27 protein-coding genes and 1 pseudogene are annotated in these 26,664 nt (G+C 65.0%); 18 read left to right on the plus strand and 10 right to left on the minus strand.

The annotated features are described in order from the left end of the window. The first annotated feature begins 22 nt into the window (after positions 1 to 22). The 7 genes from OKW52_RS08735 to OKW52_RS08765 all read left to right on the plus strand — a co-directional run bounded on the left by OKW52_RS08735 (position 23) and on the right by OKW52_RS08765 (position 8,136). The gene (locus OKW52_RS08735; protein WP_264505354.1) at positions 23 to 1,138 is read left to right on the plus strand and encodes a type 2 periplasmic-binding domain-containing protein; all 1,116 of its coding nucleotides are present in this window, start codon (positions 23 to 25) and stop codon (positions 1,136 to 1,138) included. A 69-nt stretch (positions 1,139 to 1,207) separates the two neighbouring features. Beyond that, complete coding sequence (locus OKW52_RS08740) at positions 1,208 to 1,720, plus strand: TRAP transporter small permease (protein WP_264505355.1); 513 nt, start codon at positions 1,208 to 1,210, stop codon at positions 1,718 to 1,720. A gap of 1 nt (position 1,721) precedes the next feature. Next, a complete protein-coding gene (locus OKW52_RS08745; protein ID WP_264505356.1) occupies positions 1,722 to 3,038 on the plus strand; it encodes a TRAP transporter large permease in 1,317 nt (438 codons plus the stop codon). A 262-nt stretch (positions 3,039 to 3,300) separates the two neighbouring features. After that, positions 3,301 to 4,965 carry a glucan biosynthesis protein gene (locus OKW52_RS08750; RefSeq protein WP_264505357.1) on the plus strand — a complete coding sequence of 555 codons (1,665 nt, stop codon included), beginning with the start codon at positions 3,301 to 3,303 and terminating at the stop codon, positions 4,963 to 4,965. Then, positions 4,962 to 5,135 carry a hypothetical protein gene (locus OKW52_RS08755; RefSeq protein WP_164736733.1) on the plus strand — a complete coding sequence of 58 codons (174 nt, stop codon included), beginning with the start codon at positions 4,962 to 4,964 and terminating at the stop codon, positions 5,133 to 5,135. Before OKW52_RS08750 ends, OKW52_RS08755 begins: the two co-directional genes overlap by 4 nt. Positions 5,136 to 5,147: 12 nt before the next feature. Further along, positions 5,148 to 6,926, plus strand: a complete 1,779-nt coding sequence (gene mdoH / locus OKW52_RS08760) for a glucans biosynthesis glucosyltransferase MdoH (RefSeq protein WP_406622207.1) — start codon at positions 5,148 to 5,150, stop codon at positions 6,924 to 6,926. Beyond that, the gene (locus tag OKW52_RS08765; protein ID WP_264505358.1) at positions 6,913 to 8,136 is read left to right on the plus strand and encodes an OpgC family protein; all 1,224 of its coding nucleotides are present in this window, start codon (positions 6,913 to 6,915) and stop codon (positions 8,134 to 8,136) included. Before mdoH ends, OKW52_RS08765 begins: the two co-directional genes overlap by 14 nt. Here the strand turns inward: OKW52_RS08765 and arsH are convergent, their stop codons facing one another. The 5 genes from arsH to OKW52_RS08790 form a co-directional block, all read right to left on the minus strand. Next, positions 8,137 to 8,847: an arsenical resistance protein ArsH gene (gene arsH / locus OKW52_RS08770; RefSeq protein ID WP_264505359.1), complete on the minus strand. Its 711-nt coding sequence runs from the start codon at positions 8,845 to 8,847 to the stop codon at positions 8,137 to 8,139. It abuts the gene before it with no gap. 84 nt (positions 8,848 to 8,931) lie between these two features. Next, positions 8,932 to 9,744: an alpha/beta hydrolase gene (locus OKW52_RS08775; RefSeq protein ID WP_264505360.1), complete on the minus strand. Its 813-nt coding sequence runs from the start codon at positions 9,742 to 9,744 to the stop codon at positions 8,932 to 8,934. Next, positions 9,741 to 10,184: a cupin domain-containing protein gene (locus tag OKW52_RS08780; protein ID WP_127110100.1), complete on the minus strand. Its 444-nt coding sequence runs from the start codon at positions 10,182 to 10,184 to the stop codon at positions 9,741 to 9,743. Before OKW52_RS08780 ends, OKW52_RS08775 begins: the two co-directional genes overlap by 4 nt. Before the next feature lie 22 nt (positions 10,185 to 10,206). Continuing rightward, positions 10,207 to 11,694 (minus strand): flavin-containing monooxygenase, encoded by a 1,488-nt coding sequence (locus tag OKW52_RS08785; protein WP_264505361.1) that lies wholly within the window; start codon positions 11,692 to 11,694, stop codon positions 10,207 to 10,209. 14 nt (positions 11,695 to 11,708) lie between these two features. Further along, positions 11,709 to 12,149, minus strand: a complete 441-nt coding sequence (locus OKW52_RS08790) for a cupin domain-containing protein (RefSeq protein WP_264505362.1) — start codon at positions 12,147 to 12,149, stop codon at positions 11,709 to 11,711. Positions 12,150 to 12,275: 126 nt separating this feature from the next. Between OKW52_RS08790 and OKW52_RS08795 the strand changes: the two genes are divergently transcribed. Then, on the plus strand, positions 12,276 to 13,244 hold the full coding sequence (locus tag OKW52_RS08795; RefSeq protein ID WP_264505363.1) for an AraC family transcriptional regulator: 969 nt from the start codon (positions 12,276 to 12,278) through the stop codon (positions 13,242 to 13,244). 1 nt (position 13,245) lies between these two features. Here OKW52_RS08795 and OKW52_RS08800 read toward each other — a convergent pair. The 4 genes and pseudogenes from OKW52_RS08800 to OKW52_RS08815 all read right to left on the minus strand — a co-directional run bounded on the left by OKW52_RS08800 (position 13,246) and on the right by OKW52_RS08815 (position 17,235). Further along, a pseudogene (locus OKW52_RS08800) lies at positions 13,246 to 14,195 on the minus strand (MBL fold metallo-hydrolase). Positions 14,196 to 14,221: 26 nt separating this feature from the next. Next, complete coding sequence (locus tag OKW52_RS08805) at positions 14,222 to 15,553, minus strand: TRAP transporter large permease (RefSeq protein WP_264505364.1); 1,332 nt, start codon at positions 15,551 to 15,553, stop codon at positions 14,222 to 14,224. Then, on the minus strand, positions 15,553 to 16,116 hold the full coding sequence (locus tag OKW52_RS08810; RefSeq protein WP_264505365.1) for a TRAP transporter small permease subunit: 564 nt from the start codon (positions 16,114 to 16,116) through the stop codon (positions 15,553 to 15,555). The genes OKW52_RS08805 and OKW52_RS08810 overlap by 1 nt, the downstream gene beginning before the upstream one ends. 78 nt (positions 16,117 to 16,194) lie before the next feature. Continuing rightward, a complete protein-coding gene (locus tag OKW52_RS08815) occupies positions 16,195 to 17,235 on the minus strand; it encodes a TRAP transporter substrate-binding protein (protein ID WP_264505366.1) in 1,041 nt (346 codons plus the stop codon). A gap of 199 nt (positions 17,236 to 17,434) precedes the next feature. Here OKW52_RS08815 and OKW52_RS23275 point away from each other — a divergent pair, with 199 nt between their 5' ends. The 10 genes from OKW52_RS23275 to OKW52_RS08865 all read left to right on the plus strand — a co-directional run bounded on the left by OKW52_RS23275 (position 17,435) and on the right by OKW52_RS08865 (position 26,142). Further along, positions 17,435 to 17,704, plus strand: coding sequence for an SDR family NAD(P)-dependent oxidoreductase (locus OKW52_RS23275; RefSeq protein WP_406622209.1), 270 nt, complete (start codon positions 17,435 to 17,437; stop codon positions 17,702 to 17,704). After that, complete coding sequence (locus tag OKW52_RS08825) at positions 17,586 to 18,188, plus strand: SDR family NAD(P)-dependent oxidoreductase (protein ID WP_406622301.1); 603 nt, start codon at positions 17,586 to 17,588, stop codon at positions 18,186 to 18,188. Before OKW52_RS23275 ends, OKW52_RS08825 begins: the two co-directional genes overlap by 119 nt. Before the next feature lie 14 nt (positions 18,189 to 18,202). Next, a complete protein-coding gene (locus tag OKW52_RS08830; RefSeq protein ID WP_264505368.1) occupies positions 18,203 to 19,912 on the plus strand; it encodes an FAD-dependent oxidoreductase in 1,710 nt (569 codons plus the stop codon). Further along, entirely contained in the window at positions 19,905 to 20,828 is a 924-nt protein-coding gene (locus tag OKW52_RS08835; RefSeq protein ID WP_264505369.1) for a DMT family transporter, read from the plus strand. The genes OKW52_RS08830 and OKW52_RS08835 overlap by 8 nt, the downstream gene beginning before the upstream one ends. 19 nt (positions 20,829 to 20,847) lie before the next feature. Beyond that, complete coding sequence (locus tag OKW52_RS08840; RefSeq protein WP_264505370.1) at positions 20,848 to 21,645, plus strand: IclR family transcriptional regulator; 798 nt, start codon at positions 20,848 to 20,850, stop codon at positions 21,643 to 21,645. Between the two features lie 9 nt (positions 21,646 to 21,654). Beyond that, positions 21,655 to 22,140, plus strand: coding sequence for a MaoC family dehydratase (locus OKW52_RS08845; protein ID WP_264505371.1), 486 nt, complete (start codon positions 21,655 to 21,657; stop codon positions 22,138 to 22,140). A 185-nt stretch (positions 22,141 to 22,325) separates the two neighbouring features. Then, positions 22,326 to 23,777, plus strand: coding sequence for an aminomethyl transferase family protein (locus tag OKW52_RS08850; RefSeq protein ID WP_264505372.1), 1,452 nt, complete (start codon positions 22,326 to 22,328; stop codon positions 23,775 to 23,777). Positions 23,778 to 23,832: 55 nt separating this feature from the next. Then, entirely contained in the window at positions 23,833 to 25,254 is a 1,422-nt protein-coding gene (locus OKW52_RS08855; protein WP_264505373.1) for a phenylacetate--CoA ligase family protein, read from the plus strand. Then, complete coding sequence (locus OKW52_RS08860) at positions 25,254 to 25,703, plus strand: acyl-CoA thioesterase (RefSeq protein ID WP_264505374.1); 450 nt, start codon at positions 25,254 to 25,256, stop codon at positions 25,701 to 25,703. The genes OKW52_RS08855 and OKW52_RS08860 overlap by 1 nt, the downstream gene beginning before the upstream one ends. Then, positions 25,666 to 26,142: a GFA family protein gene (locus OKW52_RS08865; protein ID WP_264505375.1), complete on the plus strand. Its 477-nt coding sequence runs from the start codon at positions 25,666 to 25,668 to the stop codon at positions 26,140 to 26,142. The genes OKW52_RS08860 and OKW52_RS08865 overlap by 38 nt, the downstream gene beginning before the upstream one ends. Here the strand turns inward: OKW52_RS08865 and OKW52_RS08870 are convergent. Further along, entirely contained in the window at positions 26,139 to 26,651 is a 513-nt protein-coding gene (locus OKW52_RS08870) for a MarR family winged helix-turn-helix transcriptional regulator (protein ID WP_264505376.1), read from the minus strand. The genes OKW52_RS08865 and OKW52_RS08870 overlap by 4 nt on opposite strands. Between the last annotated feature and the right edge of the window lie 13 nt (positions 26,652 to 26,664).

The following is a 26,664-nucleotide window of genomic DNA, read 5'->3' on the forward strand; positions in this document are numbered from 1 at the left end:
GATTTACTGGGAGGAGTAAATGATGACCATGACCAGAACCCTGACCCTGACGAGCGCGCTGACGCTGCTCGCCACCGGCGCGCTGGCGCAGACCCCGATCTACGGATCGTGGCCGCCCGCGTCGGATTACCTGAACACCGACACGCTGCCCGAAGCCTTCGCGATGATGTCGCAGGCCACCGGCGGCGCGCTGGAATGGGAGCTGATCGCCGGTGGCCAGTTGGCCGATGGCCGCGGCACGCTGGCGGCGGTGACCGATGACCTGATGCAGGCTGGCCTGCAGATCCCGGTCTATACGCCCGAGGCAATGCCCTCGTTCACGCTGCTCTATTCGGTCGTCGTGCCGGGCGATGACCCCATGGCTGTGGCTGCGGCAGCCGCCGAGACCGTCTTCCTGAACTGCCCGTCGTGCCTGCAGGAAGCGCGTGACAACAACGTGCTGCCGTTCGGTGGCTTCGCGTCGGCCTCGTACCGGCTGATGTGCACCTCGCCGGTGTCTTCGCTTGAGCAGATGTCGGGCCTGCGCATCCGCGCCACCGGCGGGTATGGCGAAATGGCGATCATGGGCGGCGGCACCCCGCTGTCGGTCACGCTGACCGAGGCCGTGGGCCTGCTGCAACGCGGCGGTCTGGATTGCCTGATGGCAACCCGCGAATGGCTGCAAACCTATGGCTACGGCGAATACGCCCGCTATGTCACCGATCTGCCGCTGGGCAACTCCAGCCCCGCCGTCGGCTTCCTGATGAACCGCGATCTGTTCATGGGTCTGTCGGCGGACGAGCAGCAGGCGATGATGCGGGCCTCGGCCTTCATCACCGCCAAGCATACGATCGGCAACTACGTGATCCGCGATCAGGAAAGCTTTGAGAACCAGCAAGAGGTCAATGGCGTCGAACTGGTTGCACCCGACGCCGGTCTGACCGCGATGGTCGAAGGCTTCTCGGCGCATGACCGCGCCCGTCTGCTGGAAGCCGGTGAGCGTCTGGGCGTCGAAGACCCCGCCGCGCTGATCGACACCTATCTGGCGGCTGTCGAGCGCTGGCGCCCGATCTCGGCCGAGCTGGGCAATGACGTCGAAGCCATGACCCAGCGGATCTGGGATGAGGTGTTCTCGCAGGTTGATCCCTCGACCCTGTAAGCTTGCCTCTTGGGCCGGGGGCGTGGCACACGCCCCCGGCCTTCCCTTTCGCGCACCCGAGGACGTGACATGAAATTCTTCCACCGCTTGGTGAGCTGGATCGCCAATGCGCTCTTTGCCGTGTCGATGGTCGCCGGCGTCCTGATGATGCTGCACGTCACCATCGACGTGATCGCGCGCTCGCTCTTCAACAGCCCGCTGGCAGGCACCGGCGAGATCACGGCGAGCTACTATATGATCGCCGTCGCCTTCCTGCCCATCGCCTGGGTGACGCTGCGCGACCAGCATGTGACCGCCGACATCTTCGTCAGCGCCCTGCCGCGCCTGTTTCAGACGGTGATCGCGCTGTTGGTCGATGTGCTGGTCATCCTCTACGTCAGCGCGTTCGTCTGGCAGACATGGGTTTCCGCCGCCGCCCGCACCGAGCGCGGCGAGGTCTGGGAGATCCTTGGCGGCTACCTGCCCATCTGGCCGACGCGCTGGATCCTGCCGGTGGCAGGGGCGGCGATGGTGCTGACGATGATTTTCCGGCTGTTCGCCAAATTGACCAACACCAACCCCGTGACCGGGGAGAAGGCCTGACATGGACGCCCTTCAATTCGGACTGGCCACGCTGGGCATCATGCTGACCCTGATCGCGCTGCGCGTGCCTATTGGCGTGGCGCTGGGCGTGGTCTCGGTGCTGGGTCTGGCCTATGTGCGCAACTTCAACATCGCGCTGTCGATTCTGCGCGAGACACCCTTCGCCTTTGCCGCCAGCTGGGATCTGACCGCGATCCCGATGTTCCTGCTGATGGGGGCGATTGCCAACCATTCGGGGATTTCGTCGTCGCTGTTCCGCGCGGCCCGTCTGTGGTTCAGCGCACTGCCCGGTGGTCTGGCTGTTGCGGCCAACATGGCCAGCGTCGGCTTTGCCGCGGCCTGTGGCTCGTCGCTGGCCTCGTCCGCGGCGATGGGGCGGCTGGCGATCCCCGAGATGCTGCGCGTCGGTTATGACAGGGCGCTGGCGACCGGGGTTGTGGCCTCGGCCGGTACGCTGGCCGCGCTGATCCCGCCGTCGATCATGCTGGTGCTTTACGGCGTGTTCGCCGAGGTCTCGATCTCGCGCCTGCTGATCGCCGGGATCGTGCCGGGTATCCTGACCGCGACCGCCTATGTCGCGCTCATCGTCATCCGCTGCAAGCTCAACCCGGCGCTGGCCCCCAAGCTGGACGACGCCGAGCTGGCCACGCTCAAGGCCGACCGCATGTCGGCCCTGCGTGAAGTGTGGCCTGTCACGCTGCTGATCCTCGGCATCATTGGCGGGCTCTATGGCGGCATCGTCACGCCGACCGAAGCCGGGGCCACCGGGGCCGCGCTGGCACTGGTGATCGCGCTGGTTCAGCGCCGCATTACGATGCCCAACTTCGTCGACGCGCTGCGCGAGTCGATGTCGGGCACCGCGCAGATCTTCTTCGTCGGCATGGGCGCGGTGATGTACACGCGGCTCTTGTCGCTGACCGGCGTGTCGTCGCTGCTGGCGGATATGGTCGGCGGCTTTGCGGGCGATCCGATTCTGGTGATCCTTGCCATCTCGGTGGTGTTTCTGGTGCTGGGCATGTTCCTGGACCCGCTGGGCATCATGCTGATCACGTTGCCGGTTTTCCTGCCGATGATGAAAGCGCTGGATCTGGACCTGATCTGGTTCGGCATCATCGTAGTGAAATACGTCGAGATCGGCATGATCACCCCACCGTTAGGCATGAACGTCTTTGTGGTGAAATCCGTGGTGGGTGATTCGGTCCCGATCTGGACAATCTATCGCGGCGTGCTGTGGTTCCTGCTGGCCGAGGTCGTTGTGATGGCCCTGCTTATCAGCTTCCCGCAGATTACCCTGTTCCTGCCTGATCTGATGCGCTGATCCACGCCTGAAAGGGCACGAAATTCGGCTGTGCGAGGGCCCCGTGCGCGGGTTCTTGCGCAGCCGTTTTGCATTTTCTTCGTCGCGATGAACAAATCCGCGCGACGTGGCTTGTGTTTGTGCAGGGAAGGACTTCTCTGTGATGCCGCGCCGCTTAGATGAGCAGGATTCTGCCGCGCAGCATCTTGGGCGTGTTTCTTGCTGCACCGCAAAATTACCGGTGTGGTAAGAGGTTAACCGAATGATTGAATGGAGACTGCGTGTGTCTAAGTTGTCTGGCCATCTGACCGAGGCTCTGACCACCCACTACCCCAGCCGCCGCCGCTTTCTGGCGGGGCTGGCCGGAACCGTTGCAGCCACGGCGCTGCTGGCCCCTGCTCACCTGCGCGCGCAAGAGGTTGCTCCTGCCGAACCCGCGCCCGAGGCCGCGCCGGTCGAGCCAGCACCGCCTGCGGCACCGCAGCCGCAACCGTTTTCCTATGAGATCCTGACCGAAGCGCAGCGTCTGGCCAGCGAATCCGCGCCGCCGGCACCTGAAGCGATCGAGGGTTTTCTGGCCGATCTGGACTATGACGGCTACCAGCGCATCCGCTTCCGTCCGGCCCGCGCGCGCTGGCAGGAGCCGGCGCAGAACTTCCGTCTGCACGCTTTCCATCTTGGTTGGCTGTTCGGCGAACCGGTGCACATCCATGAGATCGTCGACGGGCATGCACTGCCGATGGATTTCTCGACCGCCGATTTCGAATACGGCGGCACGCTTGCCGAGTCGGTGCCAGCCGATGCCGTGATGCCCGGCGTTGCCGGGTTCCGTCTGCACACGCCGCTCAACCGTGCCGATATCTTTGACGAGCTGATCGCCTTTCTGGGCGCCAGCTATTTCCGCGCGCTCGGCCGCGGCACCGTTTACGGCCTGTCCGCGCGCGGTCTGGCCGTGAACACCGCCCTGTCGGGGCGCGAGGAGTTCCCGCGCTTTACCGATTTCTGGCTGGAGCGCCCGCTGCCCGGCCAGACCAGCGTCACGCTCTACGCCGCGCTTGCCAGCGATTCCGTCACCGGCGCTTACCGCTTTGTCATCACGCCGGGCGAGAATACCGTGGTCGAGGTCACCGCCCGGCTGTTCCTGCGCGCCGATGTCGCGCAACTGGGTCTGGCGCCGCTGACCTCGATGTTCCTGTTCGGCGGGGCCGATCCCGGCGCGTTCGAGGATTTCCGCGCGGCGGTGCATGACAGCGAATATCTGGTGCTCAACAGCCGCGAGGGCGACACCTATGTGCGCGCGCTCAACAACCCGGTGCGGCTGGCCAGCTCGTATCTGCGGTCTGACAACCCGGCCTCGTTCGGTCTGGTGCAGCGGTCGCGCGATTTCGGCGATTACCTCGACGCGCAGGCGCATTACGAGTCGCGTCCTTCGCTGATGGTCGAGCCGCTGGGTGACTGGGGCCGGGGGTCGGTGCGTCTGGTCGAAATCCCGTCGGATCTGGAAGGCAACGACAACATCGTCGCCTTCTGGGTGCCCGAGGGGGAATTCAAACAGGGCAACGCGCTGGAGCTGAGCTATCGGCTGCATTGGGGGCGGACCCCGCCGGGCGACCGCAATGTCGAGCGCGCCACTATTTTGCGCACGCGTGCCGGTCATGGCGGCGTTGCCGGGGTGGCAGCGGCAATAGACCGCCGAAAATTCGTGATCGATTTCCAGGGCGGACTTTTGGGGGAACTTTCCGCAGATGCGGACGTTTCAGCCCAGGTCAGCGCGGACAGGGGTGTCGTCACCGAAGCCATTGTCAGCAAGATCAGCGGAACCGAGATCTGGCGCCTCGTGCTTGAGGTGCAAAGCGATCCCGGTGCGGTGGTTGAGCTACGCGCAAGCGTGACCGGATTTGACCGGGTGCTGACCGAGACATGGCTTTACCAATGGGTGCGGGAATGAACGCCGAACCGAATACGATGATGACCGAAACCGCCGACGTGGTGCCCGCAGCGCATTGGGCGCCGCCGGCGGCACCGCTCGACATGCCGCGTCAGCGGCTGGAAGCGCCGGTTGCCCGGTTGTCTCTGGTGCGCTTGATCGCGCAGTTGCTGCCCCGTCAGCGCGTCTGATTGCGCCTGCGCATGGGGGCTCCCTTGAAAGCGGATTTCCGCACGCTGATGGTTCGGACGGCGGCGCTGTCCTTCACCGCGCTTGCCGCGCTGACCGCAACGTCCTTGCTGGCGGAAGCGGCAATTCAGGACGGTGTCGATCTATGGGACGTCGTGCGCGGCGTGCTGATCTTTGTCACCACGGCCTGGCTGGCCTGGGGGGCATCGCTGTCTTTCGTCGGTCTGTGGCCGATGCGCGCCAAACCGGTGCCAGACCTTCAGGGGCCGCAGCCCCCGCTGGTCATCCTGATGCCGATCTGCAACGAGGATCCGGTCAGCACCTTCGCGCGCATCGCCGCGATGGACCGCTCGATCCGCGAGGCGGGACTGACGGCGGATATCGCCATCCTGTCCGACACGCGCGACGAGGCCGCGGCGCTGCGCGAGCGTCACGTCTACGTCCGCCTGCTCAGGCAGACCAACGGGGCAGGGCGCATCTTCTACCGTCGCCGCTTGGACAACCGGGGTCGCAAGGCCGGCAATATCGAGGAGTTCATCCGGTCCTCGGGTGCGGCCTATGATTTCGCGGTCATTCTGGATGCCGACAGCCTGATGGAAGGCGCTGCCATCCGTCAGATGCTGGCCCGCATGCAGGCCGACCCGAAACTCGGCCTGTTGCAGACCCTGCCGAAGATCATCGGCGCGCGCTCGTTCTTTGGCCGCGCCATGCAGTTCGCCGCCGGGTTCCATGGCCCCGTCTTCACGCGCGGACTGGCCCGGATGCAGGGCCAGACCGGCCCGTTCTGGGGCCATAACGCGATCATTCGCGTCCGCGCCTTCGCCGAAAGCTGCGGGTTGCCCGAGCTGAGCGGGCGTCCCCCGTTCGGCGGCCACATCCTGAGCCACGACTACGTCGAGGCCGCCTTGCTCGCCCGCGCCGGGTGGAGCGTGCAGGTGGATGGCTCGATCGAAGGTTCGTTCGAGGAAGGCCCCGAGAACCTGCTCGCCTTCGCCAAACGCGACCGCCGCTGGTGTCAGGGCAACCTGCAACACAGCCGCCTGCTGTTCGCGCCGGGTCTGTCAGCGTGGAGCCGCTTTGTCTTTCTGCAGGGCATCTTCGCCTATCTCGTCTCGGTGCTCTGGGGCGCGTTCCTGATCGCGTCCATCGTGGCGACCATCGCGGCCCCGCTGCCCAACTACTTCCCCGAGCCGCATCTGCTGTTCCCGGTCTTCCCTGACGACCGCACCAAGGAAATCACCGCGCTGGTCTTCGGTATCGCCGGACTGCTGGTCCTGCCCAAGCTGGCCATCCTCATCGGCGCTGCCGTCTCGGGCCGGGTGCGCGGCTTTGGCGGCACCGACCGGGCAGCGGCGTCGGTCGCGGTGGAAATCCTGCTGTCGTCGCTGCTGGCGCCGGTGATGCTGCTCTATCAGGGGCGTGCCGTGTTTCAGGTCTTGATCGGCTATGACGGCGGCTGGCCCGCCAACCAGCGCGGCGAAGGACGGTTGAGCCTGACCCAAGGGCTGCGCGCCGGTCTGTGGATCAGCGCCATCGGGGCTGCGGCACTGGCGCTGGTCGCGCGGATTGCGCCCGAACTGGCGCTGTGGCTGATGCCGGTCAGCCTGCCGATGCTGGCCGCGCCGCTGCTGATTGCGCTGACCTCGCGCCCGCTTACCCGCAGCGTGTTCATCACGCCCGGCGAGGGGGAACCGTCGCCCGTGACCCGCGACTACCGCGCGATTGTGGCGCGGTGGGAGCAGGGCGAGGATGTGCAGACCGCGCTGCCGGAGGGTGCCGATGTCGCACTCTGAGCGCCGCGATCCTGTGACCGTCACCAAACGCGCGCGCGATCCGCGCATTGATGCATTTCGCGGGCTCGCGCTGGTGATGATCTTTATTGATCATGTGCCCGGCAACCCGTTCGAATATCTGACGATCCGCAACCTTGGCTTTTCCGACGCCGCCGAGTCCTTCTTCATCCTGTCCGGCATCGCCGCCGGGCTGGCCTATTCCGGGCGTTTCCTGCCCGAAGCGCGCCTCAAGACCGGGCTTTGGTCCGCCGTGCAGCCGATGTGGAGCCGGGCGTGGGTCTTGTACCTGATGCAGATCTTCATGACCCTTTGGGCCATCGCGATCTTTTCCTTTGGCGCGCAGGCGTTCGACCTGCCGCAAATGCTGACCATCATCAACCTGCGGCAGGTGTTCGAGAATACCGAGCAGGCGCTGCTGGGCATCCCGCTGCTGACCCATCAGCTGGGCTATGTGAACATCCTGCCCGCCTATAGCGTGCTGCTGTTTGTCGGCCCGGCGCTGATTGTGCTGGGCCTGCGCCACCCTGTGCTGCTGGTCGCGCTCTCGGCGGCGGTCTGGCTGGCGGCGGGGATCTGGCGGCTCAACCTGCCCAACTATCCCAACCCCGGCGGCTGGTTCTTTAACCCTGTCGCCTGGCAGGCGGTGTTCGTGGCCGGGCTGCTGACCGGCATCCATTTGCGCAAGGGCGAGCGCTTTGTGCCCCGCAATCCGTATCTGTTTGCGGCGGCGCTGGGCTATCTGGTGCTGGTCGTGGCATGGCGCTACCTGCCCGGTCTGGGCGAGGTGCTGAACCATCAGATGGCCCGGTTGGGCGCCTTGGGCGTGCCGTTCAACGTGGTCTCGCATGACAAGACCTATCTGGCGCTGCCCCGTTTCCTGCATGTGCTGGCGATGTTCTATGTACTGTCGTGCCTGCCCGTGGTGACGCGCGTTACCGCGCATGCGCTCGCGGCACCGTTGCGGCTGATGGGGCGGCAAGGGCTCTTGGTCTTCGTATCGGGCACCCTGCTGGCGCTGGTGTTTCAGGTGATCATGACCAACTGGGAACAGGCGGGCTGGCTGGCCTGGGTGCTGCCGCCGCTGGGCGTTGCGGGGATGATTGCCATCGCCTGGGTGGCCGAGTGGCAGAAGGCCCTGCGCAAACCCAAGGGTGCGCCGGTGGCGCTGCCCGCCCGCCGCAGCGCGGGCGAGGCGTTGGCGGCCGAGTGATCAGATACTGGTCTGGTTGACGCGCGCCATCAGCGCCTCGGCGCTTTCCTTGCGCTCGCTGTAGCGGTCGGTCAGATACGCGGCGCTGTCGCGGGTCAGCAGGGTGAATTTCACCAGCTCTTCCATCACATCGACCATCCGGTCGTAATAGGGCGAGGGCAGCATCCGGTCGTCATCGCCAAACTGCTGGAAAGCCTTGGCGACCGAAGATTGGTTGGGGATCGTCAGGCAGCGCATCCAGCGGCCCAGCACACGCAACTGGTTGACCGCGTTGAAGCTTTGCGATCCGCCCGAGACCTGCATGACCGCCAGCGTCTTGCCTTGCGTCGGGCGCACCGCACCCAAGGAGAGCGGAATCCAGTCGATCTGCGCCTTCATGATGCCGGTCATCGACCCGTGCCGTTCGGGTGAACACCAGACCATGCCCTCGCTCCAGCTGACCAGATCGCGCAGCTCCTGCACCTTGGGATGCGAGGCATCGGCATCGTCCGGCAGCGGCAGCCCCGAGGGGTTGAAGCTGCGCGTCTCGGCCCCCAGCCGGGTCAGGACACGCGCGGCTTCGTCGTTCATCAGGCGGCTGAACGAACGGGCGCGCAGCGATCCGTGCAGCAGCAGGATACGCGGCGCATGGGTGGCGCGCCCGGCCGGATGCAGGCGCGTCAGGTCGGGGGTGGCAAAATGCGCGTCGTCGAGTTGCGGCGTATCGGTCATCAGTCGGCCCTTTGCTGGCGGGCCGCAGAACACAGGCGCCCGGTCCCGCGCATACGGAACCGGGCAGGGGGCGTCAATCAAGGCTTAGCCCAGAAAGGCGTCACACAGCGGGCTTTGCGGATCTTTGAGCGCCTCGATCACCGAAAAATGGTGATGCACGCTGTCCACGACACAGCGCGTTTGCGCGTCCAGCCCGTCCCACATCATCGCCATCAGCTGCGCCTGCCGGATGAATTCGGGTAGCTCGCCGCCGCCGACCCACGCGGTCAGCCGCGCGCCGGGCAGGGGGCGGTGAAGCGCCGGGCTTTCCGCCGTCGCCTCGGCCATGTCCAGATGCAGCGTCTCGTTCATGCCGGTGTGCAGCAGCGGGCGCAGGTCGTGCAACCCGCTGATCGACAGGGCGTGCTCAATCCGAGCCAAGACAGCAGCGGGCAGGGCGGTGTCCTGACACAGCATCCGCGCCACCAGATGCCCGCCCGCTGAATGCCCCGACAGCCGGATCGGCCCGGCAACCCTCTCGGCCGCGACGGTGAGCGCGCGGGCGATCTGCTGCGTGATCTGGCTGATCCGCGCGTTCGGCGTCAGGGTGTAGCTGGGCAGCGCCACCGCCCAGCCCCGCGCCCGCGCGCCTTCGGCGAATTGCGACCAATGCGCCTTTTCCAGCCGCATCCAGTAGCCGCCATGCACGAACACCGCCAGACCCTTGGGCGTGCCCTTGGGCCAGACGATGTCCAGCTTTTCACGCGGTGCATCGCCGTAGGCGATGTCCTGCTCGACGCGCACGCCGCTGGCCCGGTACACCGCGCCCTCTGCGGCCCAATGGGCGGGCAGCTGTGCTGATCCCGCCACATGGGCCATGTTGTCAAAGGCGCGGTTCCAATCCCGTCCTGCGGTCATTCATTCGCCTCGGGCGGCAGGAACTCCACATCATGCTCGGCCGAGACCCGCACCACCGCGTCGGTGTCGGTCATGCCGTTCAGCTCCATGAACAGCTCTTGCAGCTTGCCAGCCGGTGAGACCCAGAACAGCGCGCGCACCGGCTTGTCGGATTTGTTGAAATACCCGTGCGGGATGCCGCGCGGCATGCGCACCAGATCGCCCGCTTTGGCCTTGGTCCATTGGCCGTCCAGCTTCAGATCCAGCTCGCCCTCTTGCACCAGAATGAATTCGTCCTGCGTGGGGTGGATATGAACGGGGACGAACTGGCCGGGGGCCGAGTTCGCCTCGAACGCAAAGCTCGAGTCGCAATGCGATTTCAGGTAGTAGGTTTGCCCGAGGATATCGAGCTTGGTGCCCGTCCCGTTCGGCGTAACGCCTTTGTCCAGCGCTTTGGTCATCATCGTGTCTCCCTGTCAGGTCTCAGCCTGCGTGATACTGCGGCGTGGTCGCCAGAAAGCGGCCATAGGCGGCAGCATCCGGTGGCGAGAAGGTTTCGGCAAGCGGGTTGCTGCGTTTCCACTGGCGCGCGCCCATGTCCTGCAGCAGCTCGTCGAAATGGTGAAAGTGGAACGGGGCCGAGCACAGCCCGCCATAGATCTGCGCGGCGGGACGCTCATTGCGCTTCCAGTGCAGCATCTGGTCGATGTTCTGCACCATCTGCGTGTCCGAGGGCTGGTTGGCCAGCTGCCCGTCAGCATAACGCACCAGCCAGTTGGCGACCATCTCGGCCGACAGCACCGTGCAGAAGCTGGAGTTGAAACCGACAAAGCCCATGTCGGGCAGGTCAGGATTCACCGCCAGCCGGTAGACGCGATACTGGCCGTCACCCTCGATCAGCTTGTCGCGGTAGGCTTGCGGCAGATAGGGGATGCCCAGCTTCCAGCCGACGGCCAGCACCGACACATCACAGTCAATCACCTCGCCCGTGGTCAGCGTCAGTTTCTTGCCGTCGTAGTGGTCATAGGTGCCGATCACCGGCTTGATCGTGCCCGCATTCAGCGCCTCGAACAGCCCCGGCGTGACGATGGGGACCGAGCAGGACACGTCCTTTTCAATGGGAATCGTCGGCACCATGTTGTGCTTTTTCAGCCCCAGTTGCAGCTTGAGCAGCGTTTCCAGCCCGCGAAAATTGGCCCAGACCAAGGGCTTGGTGATCGCCTCGACCAGCTTCTTGACCGGCCCGCGGCCCCAGCCGTTGAACTGCATCTCCTGCGCGCGCATGTAGAGCAGGTTCTTGAAGTTGATGCCGCCGACGTAATACGGGATGCGCCAGACGTTCTCGCGGTAGACCAGCGTCACCTGTTTTGCGCCGTTCTTCACCGCGTTGACCGCGATGTCGGTGGCCGATTTCGACCCGCCCAGCACGACGACGCTCGCGCCCGCGCAGATCGACGGATCGGTATAGTCGGACGAGTGCATGACCTTGCCGCCCGCCTTAACGAAGCTGTCCTGTCCCGGGTGGCTGATGATGTTCTTTTCCGAAAACTGCCCGGTGCAGATCGCCACGAAATCAACGTCCTGCGTCCATTCCTGCCCGCCCGCGTCCAGCGTCAGGGTCCAGCCGGGCTTGCCATCGGCGCGCCGGTCCATGGATGTCACCGCCGTGTTCAGCCGGAACAGCCGCGCCAGCCTGTGCTTGGCGGCATAGGCATGCAGATAGGCGTGGACCTGCGGGCCTTTGGGCCATTCGGGATACTCGGCAGGCATCGGCAGATCGGTGTAGCAATAGAGCTCCTTGGGCGATTGCGTCTGCACGTCAGGGTACGAGCGTGACAGTTCCCATACCCCGCCGAAATCCGCGCTGCGCTCATAGCCCAGCACGCGGTGGCCCTTTTCGTCAAAGGCCTTGGCAGCAGCCAGCCCGCTGATGCCGCCGCCGATGACGGCCACGATTTTGCGTTCAACCATGGTGATGCGCCCCCTCAGCCCGCGTCCGGGGGCGGCAGGAAGTCCACCTCATAAAGCGCAGACAGCCGCACCAGTTCAGCCGGATCGGTCACGCCGTCAAGCTTGCCGAACAGATCGAAGAGCTTGCGCGCCGGGGCCACGCCAAAGACGCAGGTGGCCTCGGCGCCTGAGCGGTTGAAGATGCCATGCGCGATACCCATCGGCATCCTGATCGTGTCGCCGGGGCCTGCCTTGTGCACGTCGCCGCCGAATTCGACCTCAAGGTTGCCGGTCAGCATATAGATCCACTCGTCCTGCGTCGGGTGGATATGGGGCGGCACGAAGGTGCCGTCCGGCACCTGCGCGTGCCAGATGAACACGTTGGGGCTGTGCAGTTTGGGGGTGTAGGTATGGCCGACGACGTTCCAGCTTTTACCGCCGATTGCGTCGCTTTGTGGCGTGACTCCAAGTTCCATCTTTTTCCGTCTCCCTGTTTTTATTGGCTCTGGAGAGGATGGCAGAGCGCAGCCGCGCAGAGTATCCAGATTGCGAGTCCAATATCTCAAGCTTGAAATGTGCGTTTTTCGGCGTAGCATGACGCGATGCACAGCCCCGAGCTTCTTGCCGCTTACCCTGTCCTGCGGACCCGCGATCTGGACGCGGCGCGGGCGGCTGTGTCACAGCGTTACTGCGATCACCGGCTGACCCTGCCGCAGGGCCGCGCGCTCGATGTGCGCCACAACCACGTGCGCGGCACGAACCTGTCGCTGAACCTGCTGGGTTATGGCGGCGACGTCGGGATTGATCCCGGGCAGTTGCGCGACTTCTATCTGTTGCAGCTGCCGCTGGCCGGGGCGGCGCGCATTCAGCACCGCGGGTATGAGGTCGACGCCAGTCCCGCGCGCGGGACGATCATCAGCCCTGACCGGCCGACGCGGATGGAATGGCGGGGCGATTGCGTCAAGCTGATGGTGCAGATCGACCGCGCGTTCCTCAACCGCGTGGCCGAGGACGATCTGGGCATCCCGCTGCCCGGTCCGATCCGCTTTGACCCGGCGGTGGACCTGACGCGCGAGGCGGGGCGCACGCTGAAAACCCTGACGCTGGCCATGGCCCGCGCGATTGATGCGGGCACGCTGTCGGTCGAGCGGCAAAGCCTGCGCCAGATGAGCGTCGAACACGAGATCGCGCGCATGTTGCTGGAACTGCAGCCCAGCAACATCAGCCATCTGATGGACCGCGCGGCAACCCGCGTCGCCCCGCGCCAGTTGCGCCGGGCGATTGCGTTCATCCACGAGGCTTATGCAGAAGAGCTGCGGCTTGAGGACATCGCCGCCGCCGCCGACGCCCATCCGCGCACCCTGCAGATCGCCTTCAAAGCGGCGCTGGGCATGACGCCGATGTCCTATCTGCGCAAGGTGCGGCTGGACATGGCGCGCTACCGGCTGTCGGCGCGGGTGGTGACCGAGAGCGTGACAGACGTCGCCTTTGGCTGCGGCTACACGCATCTGGGTCGGTTTGCGCGCGATTACCGCGCGCAATTCGGGCATTCGCCCAGTGTGAGGGGCTGACTCAGCCCTGCAGTTCTTTCCACATCTGCTGATCGCGCTCGGCGGTCCAGATGCGGGGGTGTCGATGCCGCGGGCTTCGTCATAGGCGCGGCCGACGTTGAAGGGCAGGCAGTGCTCGTAGATCGCGTAGTCCTTGAACTTGGGGTCGCACTCGGCGCGCACCGCGTCCCAGGCCTCTTTCAGCGAGCCGCCGCGCGCCGCGACGCGCTGCACCGGGCGGTAGGTGCTCTCGACGAAATCGCGGGTGTTGGCCAGCGCACTGGCGACCATCTCACGGCCCACCAGCGCATCGCCCCGGCCCGGCGCGATGGCGACCGGATCATAGGCGGCGATGGCGTCCAGCGTGGCGCCCCAATCGGCGAAATGCCCGTCGCCGCAATAGCAGGCCGAGTGGTATTCGACGATATCGCCGGTGAACATCACGCCCGCATCGGGCACCCAGACCACGGCATCGCCGGCGGTATGGGCGCGGCCGGGGGTCAGGATCTCGACCTTGCGGTTGCCGAGGTACACGGTCATGCGGTCGTTGAAGGTGGTGGTGGGCCAGGTCAGGCCGGGGATTTCCTCATGCCCCTGAAACAGGCGCGGGAAGCGGCCGAATTCGCTGTCCCAGTCTTCCTGCCCGCGCTCGACCACCATGGCGCGGGCGGTGTCGGACATGATGATCTCGGGCGCGCCGTAGGCTGAGGCGCCGAGCACGCGGACGGCGTGGTAATGGGTCAGCACGAGATGGCTGATCGGCTTGTCGGTGACCGAGCGGATGCACTCCACCACCTTGCGTGCGAGGCGGGGCGTGGCCTGCGCTTCGATCACCATCACCGACTCGTCGCCGATGATGACACCTGAGTTGGGATCGCCCTCGGCGGTGAAGGCATAGAGGCCCTCACCCACTTGCGTGAAGGAAATCGCTTTTTCCGCCATGTCGCCGGCAGAGGCAAAGGCTTTGGACATAGGTCAAGTCTCCGGTCTTGAAGGGGTCAGCGCAACGCGATGGGAAGCCAGAGCGCGATGGCAGGGTAGAAGATCACCAGCAACAGCGCGGTGATCTGGATGATCACGAAAGGAATAACGCCACGATAGATCGTCGAGATCGGCAGATCGGGCGCGACGCCGCGCAGGTAGAACAGCGCATAGCCGAAGGGCGGCGTCAAAAAGCTGGTTTGCAGGTTCACGGCCAGCGCAATGGCGAACCAGATCATCACCTGATCACCCGGCAGCCCGAAATCAAGCTGCGCGACGATCGGGGCGACGATGGGCACCACGACGGCGGTGATTTCCACCCAGTCGAGGAAAAAGCCCAGAATGAACACCAAAAGCATGATCATGAAGAGGACGGCGTGCGGGCTGGTCTCGTGGATGTTGAACAGATCGAGGATCATCGCATCCCCGCCCAACCGCCGGAACACGACCGAAAAGATCGACGCGCCGATCATCACGAAGACGATCATCGCCGTGGTCTTGGTCGTTTCATAGAGCGCGCCGCCCAGTGTCGGCAGCTTCAGATTGCCCGACAGCAGCGCAAGGATCAGCGCGCCCGCCGCGCCGATGGCGGCGGATTCGGTCGGGGTGGCGACACCGGCGATGATCGTGCCCAGAACGGACAGGATCAGCACAAGCGGGGCCACCAGATCGCGCGTCAGGGCCCAGACCGTCTGGCCAAGGCTGGTCTTCTCAACCTTCTCGGGCGCAGGCACGCGGTGCGGGGCAAAGATCGCCACGCCGCCGATATAGAGGAAATACAGCCCCGACAGCACCAGACCCGGCACGATGGCGGCCATGAACAGATCGCCCACAGACACGCGCAACTGGTCGCCGAGGATGATCAGCATGATCGACGGCGGCAGCAGGATACCCAGCGTGCCGGACGAGGCAATGAGCCCGCTGGCCAGCTTCATGTCGTATTTCGCCTCGCGCATGGCGGGCAGGGACATCATCCCCATCATCACCACCGAAGCGCCGATGATCCCGGTCGAAGCGGCCATGATCACGCCGATGATCATCACCGAAAACGCATAGCCACCCGGCGTCGAGCGAAACAGCGAGGCAAGCGAGCGCATCAGGCGCTCGGCGATGCCCGAGCGTTCCAGCATCAATCCCATGAACACAAAGAGCGGGATCGCCACCAAGAGCCAGTTGGTCAGCGTGCCCGAATAGATCCGCTGCACGCCCATCGACAGGAACAGGATCGGAATGCCGTTCAGGAACGAGAAGATGATGCCGATGCCTGCCAGCACAAAGGCCACCGGATAGCCGGTGAAAATTCCGGCGATCAGGCCGATGAGCATGAAGGCGGGCCAGATATGTTCCATTAGCGGATGTCCTCGGTCAGGTCGCCCTTGGCCAGCTGGATCGCTGTGCCGATGGCGCGGGTCAGCCCCAGCAGGGCGAGCATGCCAAACGACAGCGGCACCACGGCCTTGATCAGCCAGCGGCTGTTGAGCCCGCCTTGGGTCGAAGCCTCGGCCGTGCGCCAGGCGACACCGGCAAAGTTCCAGCCATACCAGGCAATGATCACGCAGAAGGGCAGAAGGAAAAACAGATCGCCCAGCATGCGCACCCACAGCCGTTGGCGGGGCGACATCATCAGCGACAGGAAATCGACCGATACGTGACGGTCATCGCGCAGGGCCCAGACCCCGCCAAACAGCACCAGCAGCGCAAAAATGTACCATTGCACGTCAAACAGGCTGTTCACCGTCAGTCCGCGACCCAGCACCGGGATCGGATTGTCCCACGCCAACAGCGAGTTCTGACCCATCTTGGCCAACACCACCGATACCAGGATCGTCACGATCAGCGGCAGGGTCAGCCAGCTGACCCAGCGCGCGGGCCAGCACAGAACGGCCATCACATGTTTGAAGAATACCGGCATTGCCTCGCCCCCTTTTGACGCCCACGGGCGGCACCTGGGCCGCCCGTGGGTCAGTGTCTTGCGATCAATACACGCCGATCAGCGCGCGGGAAGAGCCTGCAGCGTGCTCCATTCGCCGACGCTGTCCATGTAGGCGCGCAGCGAGGCCAGCGCCTCGGCGAAGATCGGGTCTTGCGCGGCCTGCTCGTCGAGCACTTCGTCCGACGCCTCGCGCAGGGCGACCAGCACCTCTTCGGGGAAGCGGCGCACATCGGTGCCGGCTTCGCGGATCGTCGCGATGGCGGCGGCCTGGCTGTTGACCTGATCGCCAAGGTTGTAGGCGATGTTGGCCTGGCAGGCCTCGGTCATGATGTTCTGGGTGCGCTCGTCAAGGCCGTTCCAGACGTCCATGTTGATGATGACGCTGTCCCAGCTCGACGGCTGGTGCCAGCCCGGGAAGTAGTAGTATTGCGTCACGCGCTGAAAGCCGAAGCCCACATCAAGCTGCGGAGCCGAGAACTCAGCCGCGTCGATGCGCCCGGTTTCCAGCGACAGGAAGATCTCGCCAGCCGGAACCAGCTGGGTGTTGGCCCCCAGACGCGCCATGGCCATGCCGCCCAGGCCAGCGATGCGCATGTTCAGGCCCTGCAGGTCGGCGGGGGTGTTGATCTCGCGGTTGAACCAGCCGCCCGCTTCAGCACCGACCAGATGGCAGGGCAGAACCTTCACGTTGAACGGATCATAGGCGCGCTGGATGATCTCCAGACCGCCGCCCTGGAACATCCAGCCCAGCGCGATATCCGGGGTCGGGCCGAAGGGCATCGAGCCGATCAGGTTGGCGACCGGGATCTGTTGCGCCCAGTAGCCGATCCAGTCGAAGCCCATTTGCAGAGCGCCCGAGCTGACCGCGCCGAACACTTCGAACGGCGGCACGAAATCGCCCGCGCCATGCACGTTGATGGTCACGGCACCGTCGGTCATCTCATTGACGCGCGCGGCCCACAGTTGCGGGCTGGGGCCGATCGACGGCACGTTCAGGCCGAAGACGCTTTGCAGATCAAAGGTTTGCGCGTTGGCAACACCCGATGCCGCGGCAAGCGCGGCTGCTGCCAGAACTGGCAGCTTGGTAAATTTTGACATGTCTGTCCTCCCACAGATTGCGGCCCGCGTGTCGGGCCCTTCCCTCCGGCGTCGCGACGGGTTGCGTCCGGCACTGTCTGGACGTTAGGTATAAACAAATCGGTTTGCAACAAACAAATTTTATGCGAGACGCAGAGAAGAGGGTTCCGCACGATCTTGGGTCGTGTCGGGCCACGTTGGATGCAACGGGAGGATGAGTATGCAAGGAATTCAGGGCGCCGTCGCGGTGGTGACAGGGGCTGCGCAGGGCAATGGACGCGCGATTGCGCTGGGTCTGGCCGCCGCGGGCGCGAAGGTTGCGTGCTGCGATGTGCAGGGCGACGCGGTGCGCGAACTGGCTGCCCGAGATCATCGCCGAAGGCGGGCAGGCCATCGGCCTGACGCTGGACGTCACCGACCCCGGCTCTTGCGCGGCGGCGGCGCAGGCGGTTGCAGACGGCCTTGGGAACGCGGCGATTCTGGTCAATAACGCGGGCATCATCCGCCGCACCTTGCCCGACGCCGACACCTTTGCGGCCGACTGGGACGCGGTGATCGCGGTCAATGCCACCGGCACGATGCAGATGATCCGCGCCTTTCTGGCCCAGTTGCGCGCCACCAAAGGGCGCATCGTCAACCTTGGCTCGATCATGTCGGTGACGGCGGGACCGGGGCTGGCGGCCTATGCCGCATCCAAGGGCGCGGTGCTGCAACTGACCAAGGTGCTGGCGCATGACCTTGCCCCGGATGGCATCCGCGTCAACGCGATTGCGCCCGGCGTGATCGAGACCCCGATGACCGAAGTGACCCGCGCCGATCCCGACGCGATTGGCCGCTTCATGGCCCATACCCCGCTGCGCCGTCCGGGCCGCCCCGAGGAGCTGGTCGGACCGGTTCTGTTCCTGGCCTCGGACGCGTCGAGCTACATGACGGGCGCGTTGCTGCCCGTCGATGGCGGCTATCTGGCCGCGTGATCAAGGATAAGACGATGAAACGACAAGAGGTTGATGTTCTGGTAATCGGCTCGGGCGCAGGCGGTCTGTCGACGGCAGTCGCAGCGGCACACCGGCGGCTGGACGTGCTGGTGGTCGAGAAAGAGCCGGTCTTCGGCGGTACCACGGCGCGTTCGGGCGGCTGGATGTGGATCCCCGGCAACGGGCCCGAGTTGCGCGCCGGGATCGAGGACAACGCCGAAAAGGCGCGGATCTACCTGCAGCACGAGGCGGGCGACCATTTCGACGCCGAGCGCGTCGATGCGTTTCTGGAAGCTGGCCCCAAGGCGGTGACCTTCTTCGAGGAAAACACGTCGTTGCAGTTCGACCTTGGCCCGTTCTTTGCCGACTATCACCCCGATGCCCCCGGCGGCATGGACGGCGGGCGTTCCATCGTCGCGCGGCCGTTTGACGGGCGCGAGTTGGGCGACGAGATAAAGCGCCTGCGCCCACCGCTGCAAGAGATCACCTTTCTGGGCATGATGATCGGCTCGGGCAAAGAGCTGTTGCACTTTTTCAACGTGATGCGCTCGCCGGTCTCGGCGTTCTACGTCGCCAAACTGTTCTTCAAGTTCCTGCGCGATATGGCTTTTCATGGCCGCCCCATGCGCCTGATGAACGGCAACGCCCTGGCCGGGCGCTTGGCTAAATCTGCCTTTGACAAGAATATCCCGATCTGGACCCATGCCCCTGTCCGCGCCCTGTTGCGCGACGACGCGGGCAAGGTGATCGGCGCGCGGGTAGAGCGGCGCGATGGCCCGGTCGAGATCATCGCGCGCAAGGGCGTGGTGCTGGCGGCGGGCGGTTTCCCGCAAGACATGCTGCGCCGCAAGGAACTGATGCCGCACGCGCCGACGGGCTATGAGCACGTCACGCCCGCCCCGCCGGGCAACACCGGCGACGGGCTGCGTCTGGGCGAATCAGTGGGCGCGGTGGTCGATACCTCGTTGCCGCATGCCGCCGCCTGGGTGCCGATCTCGCGCCCGGTCAAGGCGGATGGCACGCTGGGCACGTTCCCGCATTTCGTCGACCGGTCGAAACCCGGTGTCATTGCCGTGACCCGCTCAGGCCGGCGGTTTGTGAACGAGTCGAACTCGTACCACGACTTCTGTCAGGCGATGGTCAAGCGCTGCGCCGAGGAAGGCCCCGAGGGGGCCGAGCCCGCCGCGTGGTTCATCACCGATCACCGCGCGTTCCGCAAATACGGGCTGGGCTATGCCAAACCCGCGCCGGTGCCGTACAAGGCGCTGATCAAGAACGGCTACCTGCTGCGTGGGCAAACGCTGGCCGAGCTGGCGGCGCAGATCGGTGCCGATCCGGCGCAGCTGCAGCAGACGGTCACCGAGTTCAACGGCCCCGCCGCACGCGGTGAAGACCCGGCCTTTGGCAAGGGCACGACCAGCTACAACCGCTCGCTGGGCGATCCCGAGCACGGCCCGAACCCGTGTCTTGCGCCGATCAAGGACGGCCCGTTCTACGCCGTACGTCTGTATGTCGGCGATCTGGGCACCTTTGCGGGGCTCAAGACCAACGGCAATGCGCAGGTTCTGGACGATCAGGGCAAGCCGATGGCCGGGCTCTATTCGGTCGGCAACGATGCGGCGTCGATCATGGGCGGGAACTATCCCGGTGGCGGCATCACGCTGGGACCGGCCATCACCTTTGGCTACATCGCCGCGCGGCATATGTCGTCGGCGAATGACTGAGACCGCCAGCGCGCGCCAAGGCATCGCTCTGGGGCTGCTCGCGGCGCTCAGCTGGGGTGTCTATAACGTCGGTGCCGAGATCGGACAGGCCAGCGGGTTCCGGCCCGTTGACCTGACCCTTCTGCGCTATGGCGGGGCGGCGGTGCTGATGCTGCCGCTGCTCATTCTGGCCCGCCACCGCCTCCCGCCATTCCGGCAGGTGGCGGTGTTGGCGCTGCTGGTGGGGCCGGTGTTTGCGCTGTGTTTCAATCAGGGATTCCAGTACGCCCCGCTGTCGCATGCGGTGGTCATCGGGCCGGGCATGTCGATGCTGGTGGCCAATCTGCTGGTCCGCTGGCGCGATGGGGTGCGGCTCAGCTGGAACCGTCGCATCGGGATGGGCATCCTGATCTGCGGGCTCTTGAACATCGCCGCCGATGCCCCGCCGCCCCGCGATGCGGGCGGCTCGGTGCTGCTGGGCGATCTGTTCTTTGTCACCTCGGGCTCGCTCTGGGGGTGCTATGTCTATGTCATGGGCCGCTGGCGCTTGCCGCCGATTGAAACCACGGCGGCGATTGCCGCACTGGCGACGGTGGTGTTTTTCCCGCTCTATCTGCTGATCTGGGGCTTTCCCCGCATGGCGCCGGGCCTGTGGGCCGAGCAGGTCTTCTATCAAGGCGCGGTCGGTGGCTGTCTGGCCTTCGTCATCTTCGCCGCCACCGTGCAGCGCTTGGGGGCAGGGCGCGCGGCGCTGTTCTCAGCGCTGGTGCCCTCGACCGCTGTGCTGCTGGCGATCCCGCTGACCGGGACTTGGCCCAACGCGCTGCAATGGACGGGCGTCGGCGTCACCACGCTGGGGCTCATCGTGTCGCTGGATTTGCGCCGCTCTGCGGCTGCGCGATTGCCCGAGCCGGGCCAAGGCGCTAGCAGAGGATAAATGTTTGGAGGGGGTCGGCGTGGACGCAGCGGGCGAGAAACAGGGCAAGGCGCAACGCGGCATCCGCTCGCTGGAAACGGCGGGCGCGATCTTGCGGGCGATGGCTGAGGCCACCGGCCCGTTGAAACTGCGCGATCTGGCCGAGTCGGTCGATGTCGCCCCCGCCCAGCTGCACCCCTATCTTGTCAGCCTGCGCGCCATGCGCATGGTCGAGCAGACCGACACCGGCCTTTACGGGCTGGGACCGTTCGCGCTCGAGGTCGGCCTCAGCCGGCTGCGCGCGCAGGACGCCTATCACGAAGCCTTTCTGCGGGTCAGCGCGCTGGCCGAGGATTTGCGCATGATGGTGGCGCTGTCGGTCTGGGGGTTGCATGGCGTGACCATCGTGCATGTCCGCGAAAGCATTGCGCGTATCCACGCCAACGTGCGGGCGGGCGGCGGGTTCGGCCTGACCAACACCGCGACGGGGCGGCTGTTCGCGGCGTATCTGCCCGAGGCCGTGACCGCCCCGCAGGTAGAGCGCGAGGTGCAAGAGCGCGCCAGTTCCGAACTGCGCTTCGCCTTTGATCGCGAAGGCTTTCGCAAGTCGCTGGAGACTATCCGGGCGCAGGGATTCGAGATTACCATCGACATGCCGATCCCCGGCATCAGCGCCGTCACCGCGCCGATCTTCGACTATACCGGCGAGATGAAACTGTCGGTCACGGTGATCGGCCCGACCGAAGCCATCGACCTGCGCCAGTCCGGCCCGGTGGTTCAGGCGACGCTTAACTTTACGCAAAGTCTCTCGGAAGATCTGGGCTATCGCCCGGCCTGACAGGATGGTTTGATCCTTCCCAACTGGGAGGACGCGATGATTCTGGAGGATCTGAAGACCCGCATCGGGCAGGAACTGGGTGTCTCGCGCTGGCATCTGCTCGATCAGTCGCGCATCGACCGCTTTGCCGATGTGACCGAGGATTGGCAGGACATCCACGTCGATCCCGTCGCCGCCGCGCAGACCGCGTTCGGCGGCACCATTGCGCACGGGTTCCTGTCGCTGTCGATGATCTCGGTGATGCTGTATGACGTCTGGGCCGATCTGGCGATCGCGGACATGGGCACTGGCGTGAATTACGGCTGCGACCGGCTGCGGTTTCTGGCCCCGGTGCGCAGCGGTACGCGGATACGGGGCCGGTTTGTGCTGGCGGATGTGGTCGAAAAGCGGCCCGGCCAGTACCTCTTGCACACTGACATCAGGGTCGAGGCCGAGGGCAGTGAGCGCCCGGTGCTGGCGGCGCGCTGGCTGAGCCTGATCTACCGCAAGGGTTAAAACGCCGCCCGGAAGTTTGCGCACGAAATGAGTTGACATGACAACACGTTTCCGCAACAACAGTCGTGTTGACATAACAACCAAACGCGCGTTCCATCACCGTCCGAGGAGGAGCTCTGGTCCCGACCAGACACGGCGATGAGACAAGGCCACCGCGCGCACGGCCCCGGAGGAGGATGACCAAGATGACCCAGACCACTGCCCCCAAGTCGCTGAGCGATCTGCTGTCGCAGGTGCCCAGCGTGACCGATCACCTGTTCCGCAACGCCCCCAAGAACGCGCTGACCATCTACACGCAGATGATGCCCGGCGACGGCGTGCGCCCTGAATTCACCACCTGGCGCGACGAACAATGGGCCTGGCGCAACACCATCGCGGTGCATGACCAGAGCTATCACATGCAGTCGCTGCACGTGCGCGGCCCCGATGCGCTGGCCTTCACGCAATACCTGTCGGTCAACACGTTCAAGAACTTCGGCATCGGCGCTGCCAAGCAGCTCGTCTGCTGCTCGCCCGAGGGGTATCTGATCGGCGATGCGATCCTCTACCGCATGGCCGAGGATGACTACATGGTCGTCGGTAACCCGGCGACGACCGAATGGGTCGAATACAACGCGCAGGCGCTGGATTATGACGTCACCACCGAGCTGGACGCGATGTGGACGCTCAACCCGGCCAAAAAGCGCGAATTCTACCGCCTGCAGGTCGAAGGCCCGCGCGCGTGGGAGCTCTTGGAAGAGCTGAACGGCGGCCCATTGCCCGAAATCAAGTTCTTCAAATCGGCCGAGATCAACCTCGGCCAGTTCAAGGCGCGCGGCATGCGGCACTCGATGGGGGGCATGCCGGGGCTGGAAATCTATGGTCCTTGGGCAGATTACAAGGACGTCAAACGCCTGCTGCAATCGGCGGGCAAGAAATACGGCCTGCGCATGGTCGGCTCGATCGCCTATTTCACCACCGTGATCGAAAGCGGCTGGTGGGCGGTGCCGGTCTCGGCGGTTTACACCGGTGACGGGATGAAGGGCTACCGCGACTGGTGCTCGGCCAAGAACGCCGCGATGCGCATGTCGCTGGGCGGCAGCTTCTACAGCCCTGATATTCAGGACTATTACCTGACGCCCTATGACGTGAATTACGGCCATATCATCAAGTTCGACCACGACTATATCGGCCGTGCCGCGCTGGAAGCGATGAAGGATCAGCCGCACCGCAAGAAGGTGACGCTGGTGTGGAACGCCGATGATGTGCTGGCGGTCATGCAGTCGCAATTCGAGGATGCCGAGGGCGACAAGCCGCTGCCGATCACCCTGCCTTTGGCCGCCGCCGGGCGCATGCACTACGACCGCGTGACCGACACCGAGGGCAATACCATCGGTCTGGCCACCTATCCGGGCTATACCGCGAATGAGCGGGCGATGATGTCGCTGGCCTCGCTCGATGCCGGGTTCACCGAGCCGGGCACCGAAGTGGTTCTGCTCTGGGGTGAGGATGGCGGCGGCGACCGCAGCGCCGGCAACATCGAAAAGCACCGCCAGGTCAAGATCCGCGCGACTGTTGCGCCCAGCCCGATCAGTCAGGCGGCGCAAAGCTACCGCACCGACATTGGCGTCAAACGCGGCTCGACGCTGGACGTGTAAGCACAGTGCCCCGTCCGGGGGAGCCGGGCGGGGCCATCTGCGGGGAGGAGAGATCATGACACATCCCACTAACCGGGCCGAAGAAACCCGGCGCGCCTGGCATGGCGTGCTGGAGAAATATCTTGAGGACCGCTCGACACCGCTGAACGCGCAGTACTGGTCGCCGATGGACACCTGGTCGCGCGACCAGATCCGCGCGGTTCAGGATGAGAAAATCGCCTCGGTCGCGCCGTTTCTCTATGAGAACAGCGATTTCTACCGCCGCCGGTTTGACGGGCTGGGGCTGGCACCGACCGCGCTGAAATCGGTCGATGACCTGATCGCCAAATGGCCGGTGATCACCAAACAAGAGATGATGGAAGACGCCATCGCCCATCCGCCCTTTGGCACCTATACCGCCTGCGGGCCGGACGAATGGGCTGACCGGGGCTGGATGCATTTCTCGTCCTCGGGCTCGACCGGGGTGCCGCGCGTGTTCCGCTACACCCATTTCGACCGCAAGTTCTGGGAGCAGGCCAACGCCCGCGCGCTCTATTCCGGTGGCCTGCGCAAGGGCGATACGGCATTCCCGATGGTCGGCTTTGGCCCGCATGTGTTTGCGTGGGGCGTGCAATACACGCTGGCGGCGATGAACCTGCCGGTGATCCCCGGCGGCGGCATGGACGCGAAAGCGCGCGCGCATATCATCGAGCGGTTCAAGCCGACGACGCTGGTCTGCACGCCGTCCTATGCCTTCTACCTCGGCGGGGTGATGCGCGAGATGGGCCTCGATCCGGCTGCCAGCTCGGTCAAATGGCTCGTCACCGGGGGCGAGCCGTTCTCGGGCGTCGCCGGGACGGTCGAGAAACTGCAGGACCTGTGGGGCGCGATGTCGGTCGAGTTTTACGGCTGCACCGAGGTCAGCCCGCATTGCGGCGGCTACTCCTGCCCGGAATACCAGACGGGGGATGAGAATTTCATTCACCTGATGGAGGATATTCAGGTCTGGGAAACCGTCGATCCTGACACGCTGGCCCCGGTGGCCATGGGTGAAAAGGGCATCACCGTCTGCACCAACCTCAACAGCGAATCCTCGCCGCAGCTGCGTTTTCTGGTCGGCGACTACACCCGCCTGTCGGACGCGCCCTGCGCCTGCGGGCGCAATCATATCAAGGGCATGGGCTGCCTGACCGGGCGCTCGGACGATCTGATCAACCTGCGCGGCATCAAGTTCTTCCCGGTGCAGATCGAAGAGGCCGTGCGCGCGATCAAGGGAACGGGCGACGAATTCCAGATCCGCCTGACCACGATGGACGACGGGCTGGACGTGATGACCGTGCTGGTGGAACACACCGATAGCGCCGTGGCCGATGTGGTGGCCAAGGAAATCCGCTCGCGCTGCGAAATCCGCTGCGCGGTCGAGGTGCGCGCCCCCAACTCGCTGCCGAAATCGGAAATGAAGGCCAAGCGGGTTTACGACGAAAGGAACAAGGGCTGATGCTGTCGAGCACCCTCAAACGCCGCGTGGAATGGGGCGATTGCGACCCCGCCGGGATCGTCTTCAACCCGCAGTTCTTTCGCTGGTTCGACCACGGTACGACCATGCTCTATGAGGCCGCAGGCTGGCCCAAGCAGGAGATGCTGGCGCGCTTCAACGCCGCCGGTTGCCCGCTGGTCGATACCCGCGCGATCTTCAAGGCACCGTGCCGCTATGGCGATGATGTCGAGATCACCACCGAGATCGCCGAAATCAAGGACCGCAGCTTTGACATCCGCCACAGTCTGACCAAAGACGGCAAGCTGTGTGTCGAGGGGTTCGAAACCCGCGTCTGGACCATCAAGGACCCTGAGCGCGGCTTGAAATCCGCGCCGATCCCGGCTGAACTGGTGGCGCGGTTCAGGGGGAGTGATGCAGGGACGCTGCCTGTGCGGGGATATTGCCTATGAGGCGGATGGCCAGCCGGCAACGGTGACGGTCTGTCACTGCCGGTTCTGCCAAAGGGCCACGGGCGGGGCCTATCTGGTGGACGCGCTGTTCAGGCGCGACCACTTCCGCATCCTGCAGGGCGCGCCGCGCGTCTATGACCAGCTGTCCGAAGGTAGCGGCAACCTCGTGCATATCCAGTTCTGCGAGCGTTGCGGGACCAAGCTGTGGCTGGAGTTCCAACGCTTTCCCAATCTGGTCGGTATCTTCGCCGGCACGCTGGACGATCCCAACGCGTTTGACCGCAGCCCCGCACGCACGCATTACATCTTTGCCGATCAGGCGGCGGACTGGACGGTGATGCCCCCCGGCGCGCGGGTTTATCCCGGGGATACCGCGCACCCCGATGGCACCCGCGCGGTGCCGCTGTGTCTGGACGCGGTGCGGATCGTCGGCGCTTAGTCCATCTGTGCCAGATTGCCGTGCATCTGGCGCATGACCTTCAGGAAGATTTCCAGATCCTGCGGCTCGACCCCGCTGATCAGCGTGTTCTCGCGGTCCAGCGCGACGGCCAGCACCGCGTCATGCAGCGCATAGCCCTTGTCATTCAGCGCCCAGGTCCGGCGGCGGATGTCCTGTTCCGAGATCTCGTGATCCAGAATGCCCTGTTCCGACAATTTGCTCAGCGAGCGGCTGGTCGCGGCCTTGTCCAACTCGACAACCTGACAAATGCGCGCGGCGGCGATCCACGGCTCGATCGCCAGCATCGAAATCACCCGCCAGTCAACAATGCCGATGCCGAAACGCTCAAGGTACAGCTGCGAGGCGCCACGCGACAGCTTGTTGTTCACCGCCGACAGGAAATAGGGCGTGTACTGGTTGATGTCGACGACCGGACGGCCATTGCGTTCGGTCGTCGGGCTGGAAATCCGCGCCTCGGGGCAGGTTTGGGCCGGGGTCTTGTCGGTCACGGTGCATCCCTGT

The organism is Pararhodobacter zhoushanensis, from assembly GCF_025949695.1.
GTDB classification, from domain to species: domain Bacteria; phylum Pseudomonadota; class Alphaproteobacteria; order Rhodobacterales; family Rhodobacteraceae; genus Pararhodobacter; species Pararhodobacter zhoushanensis_A.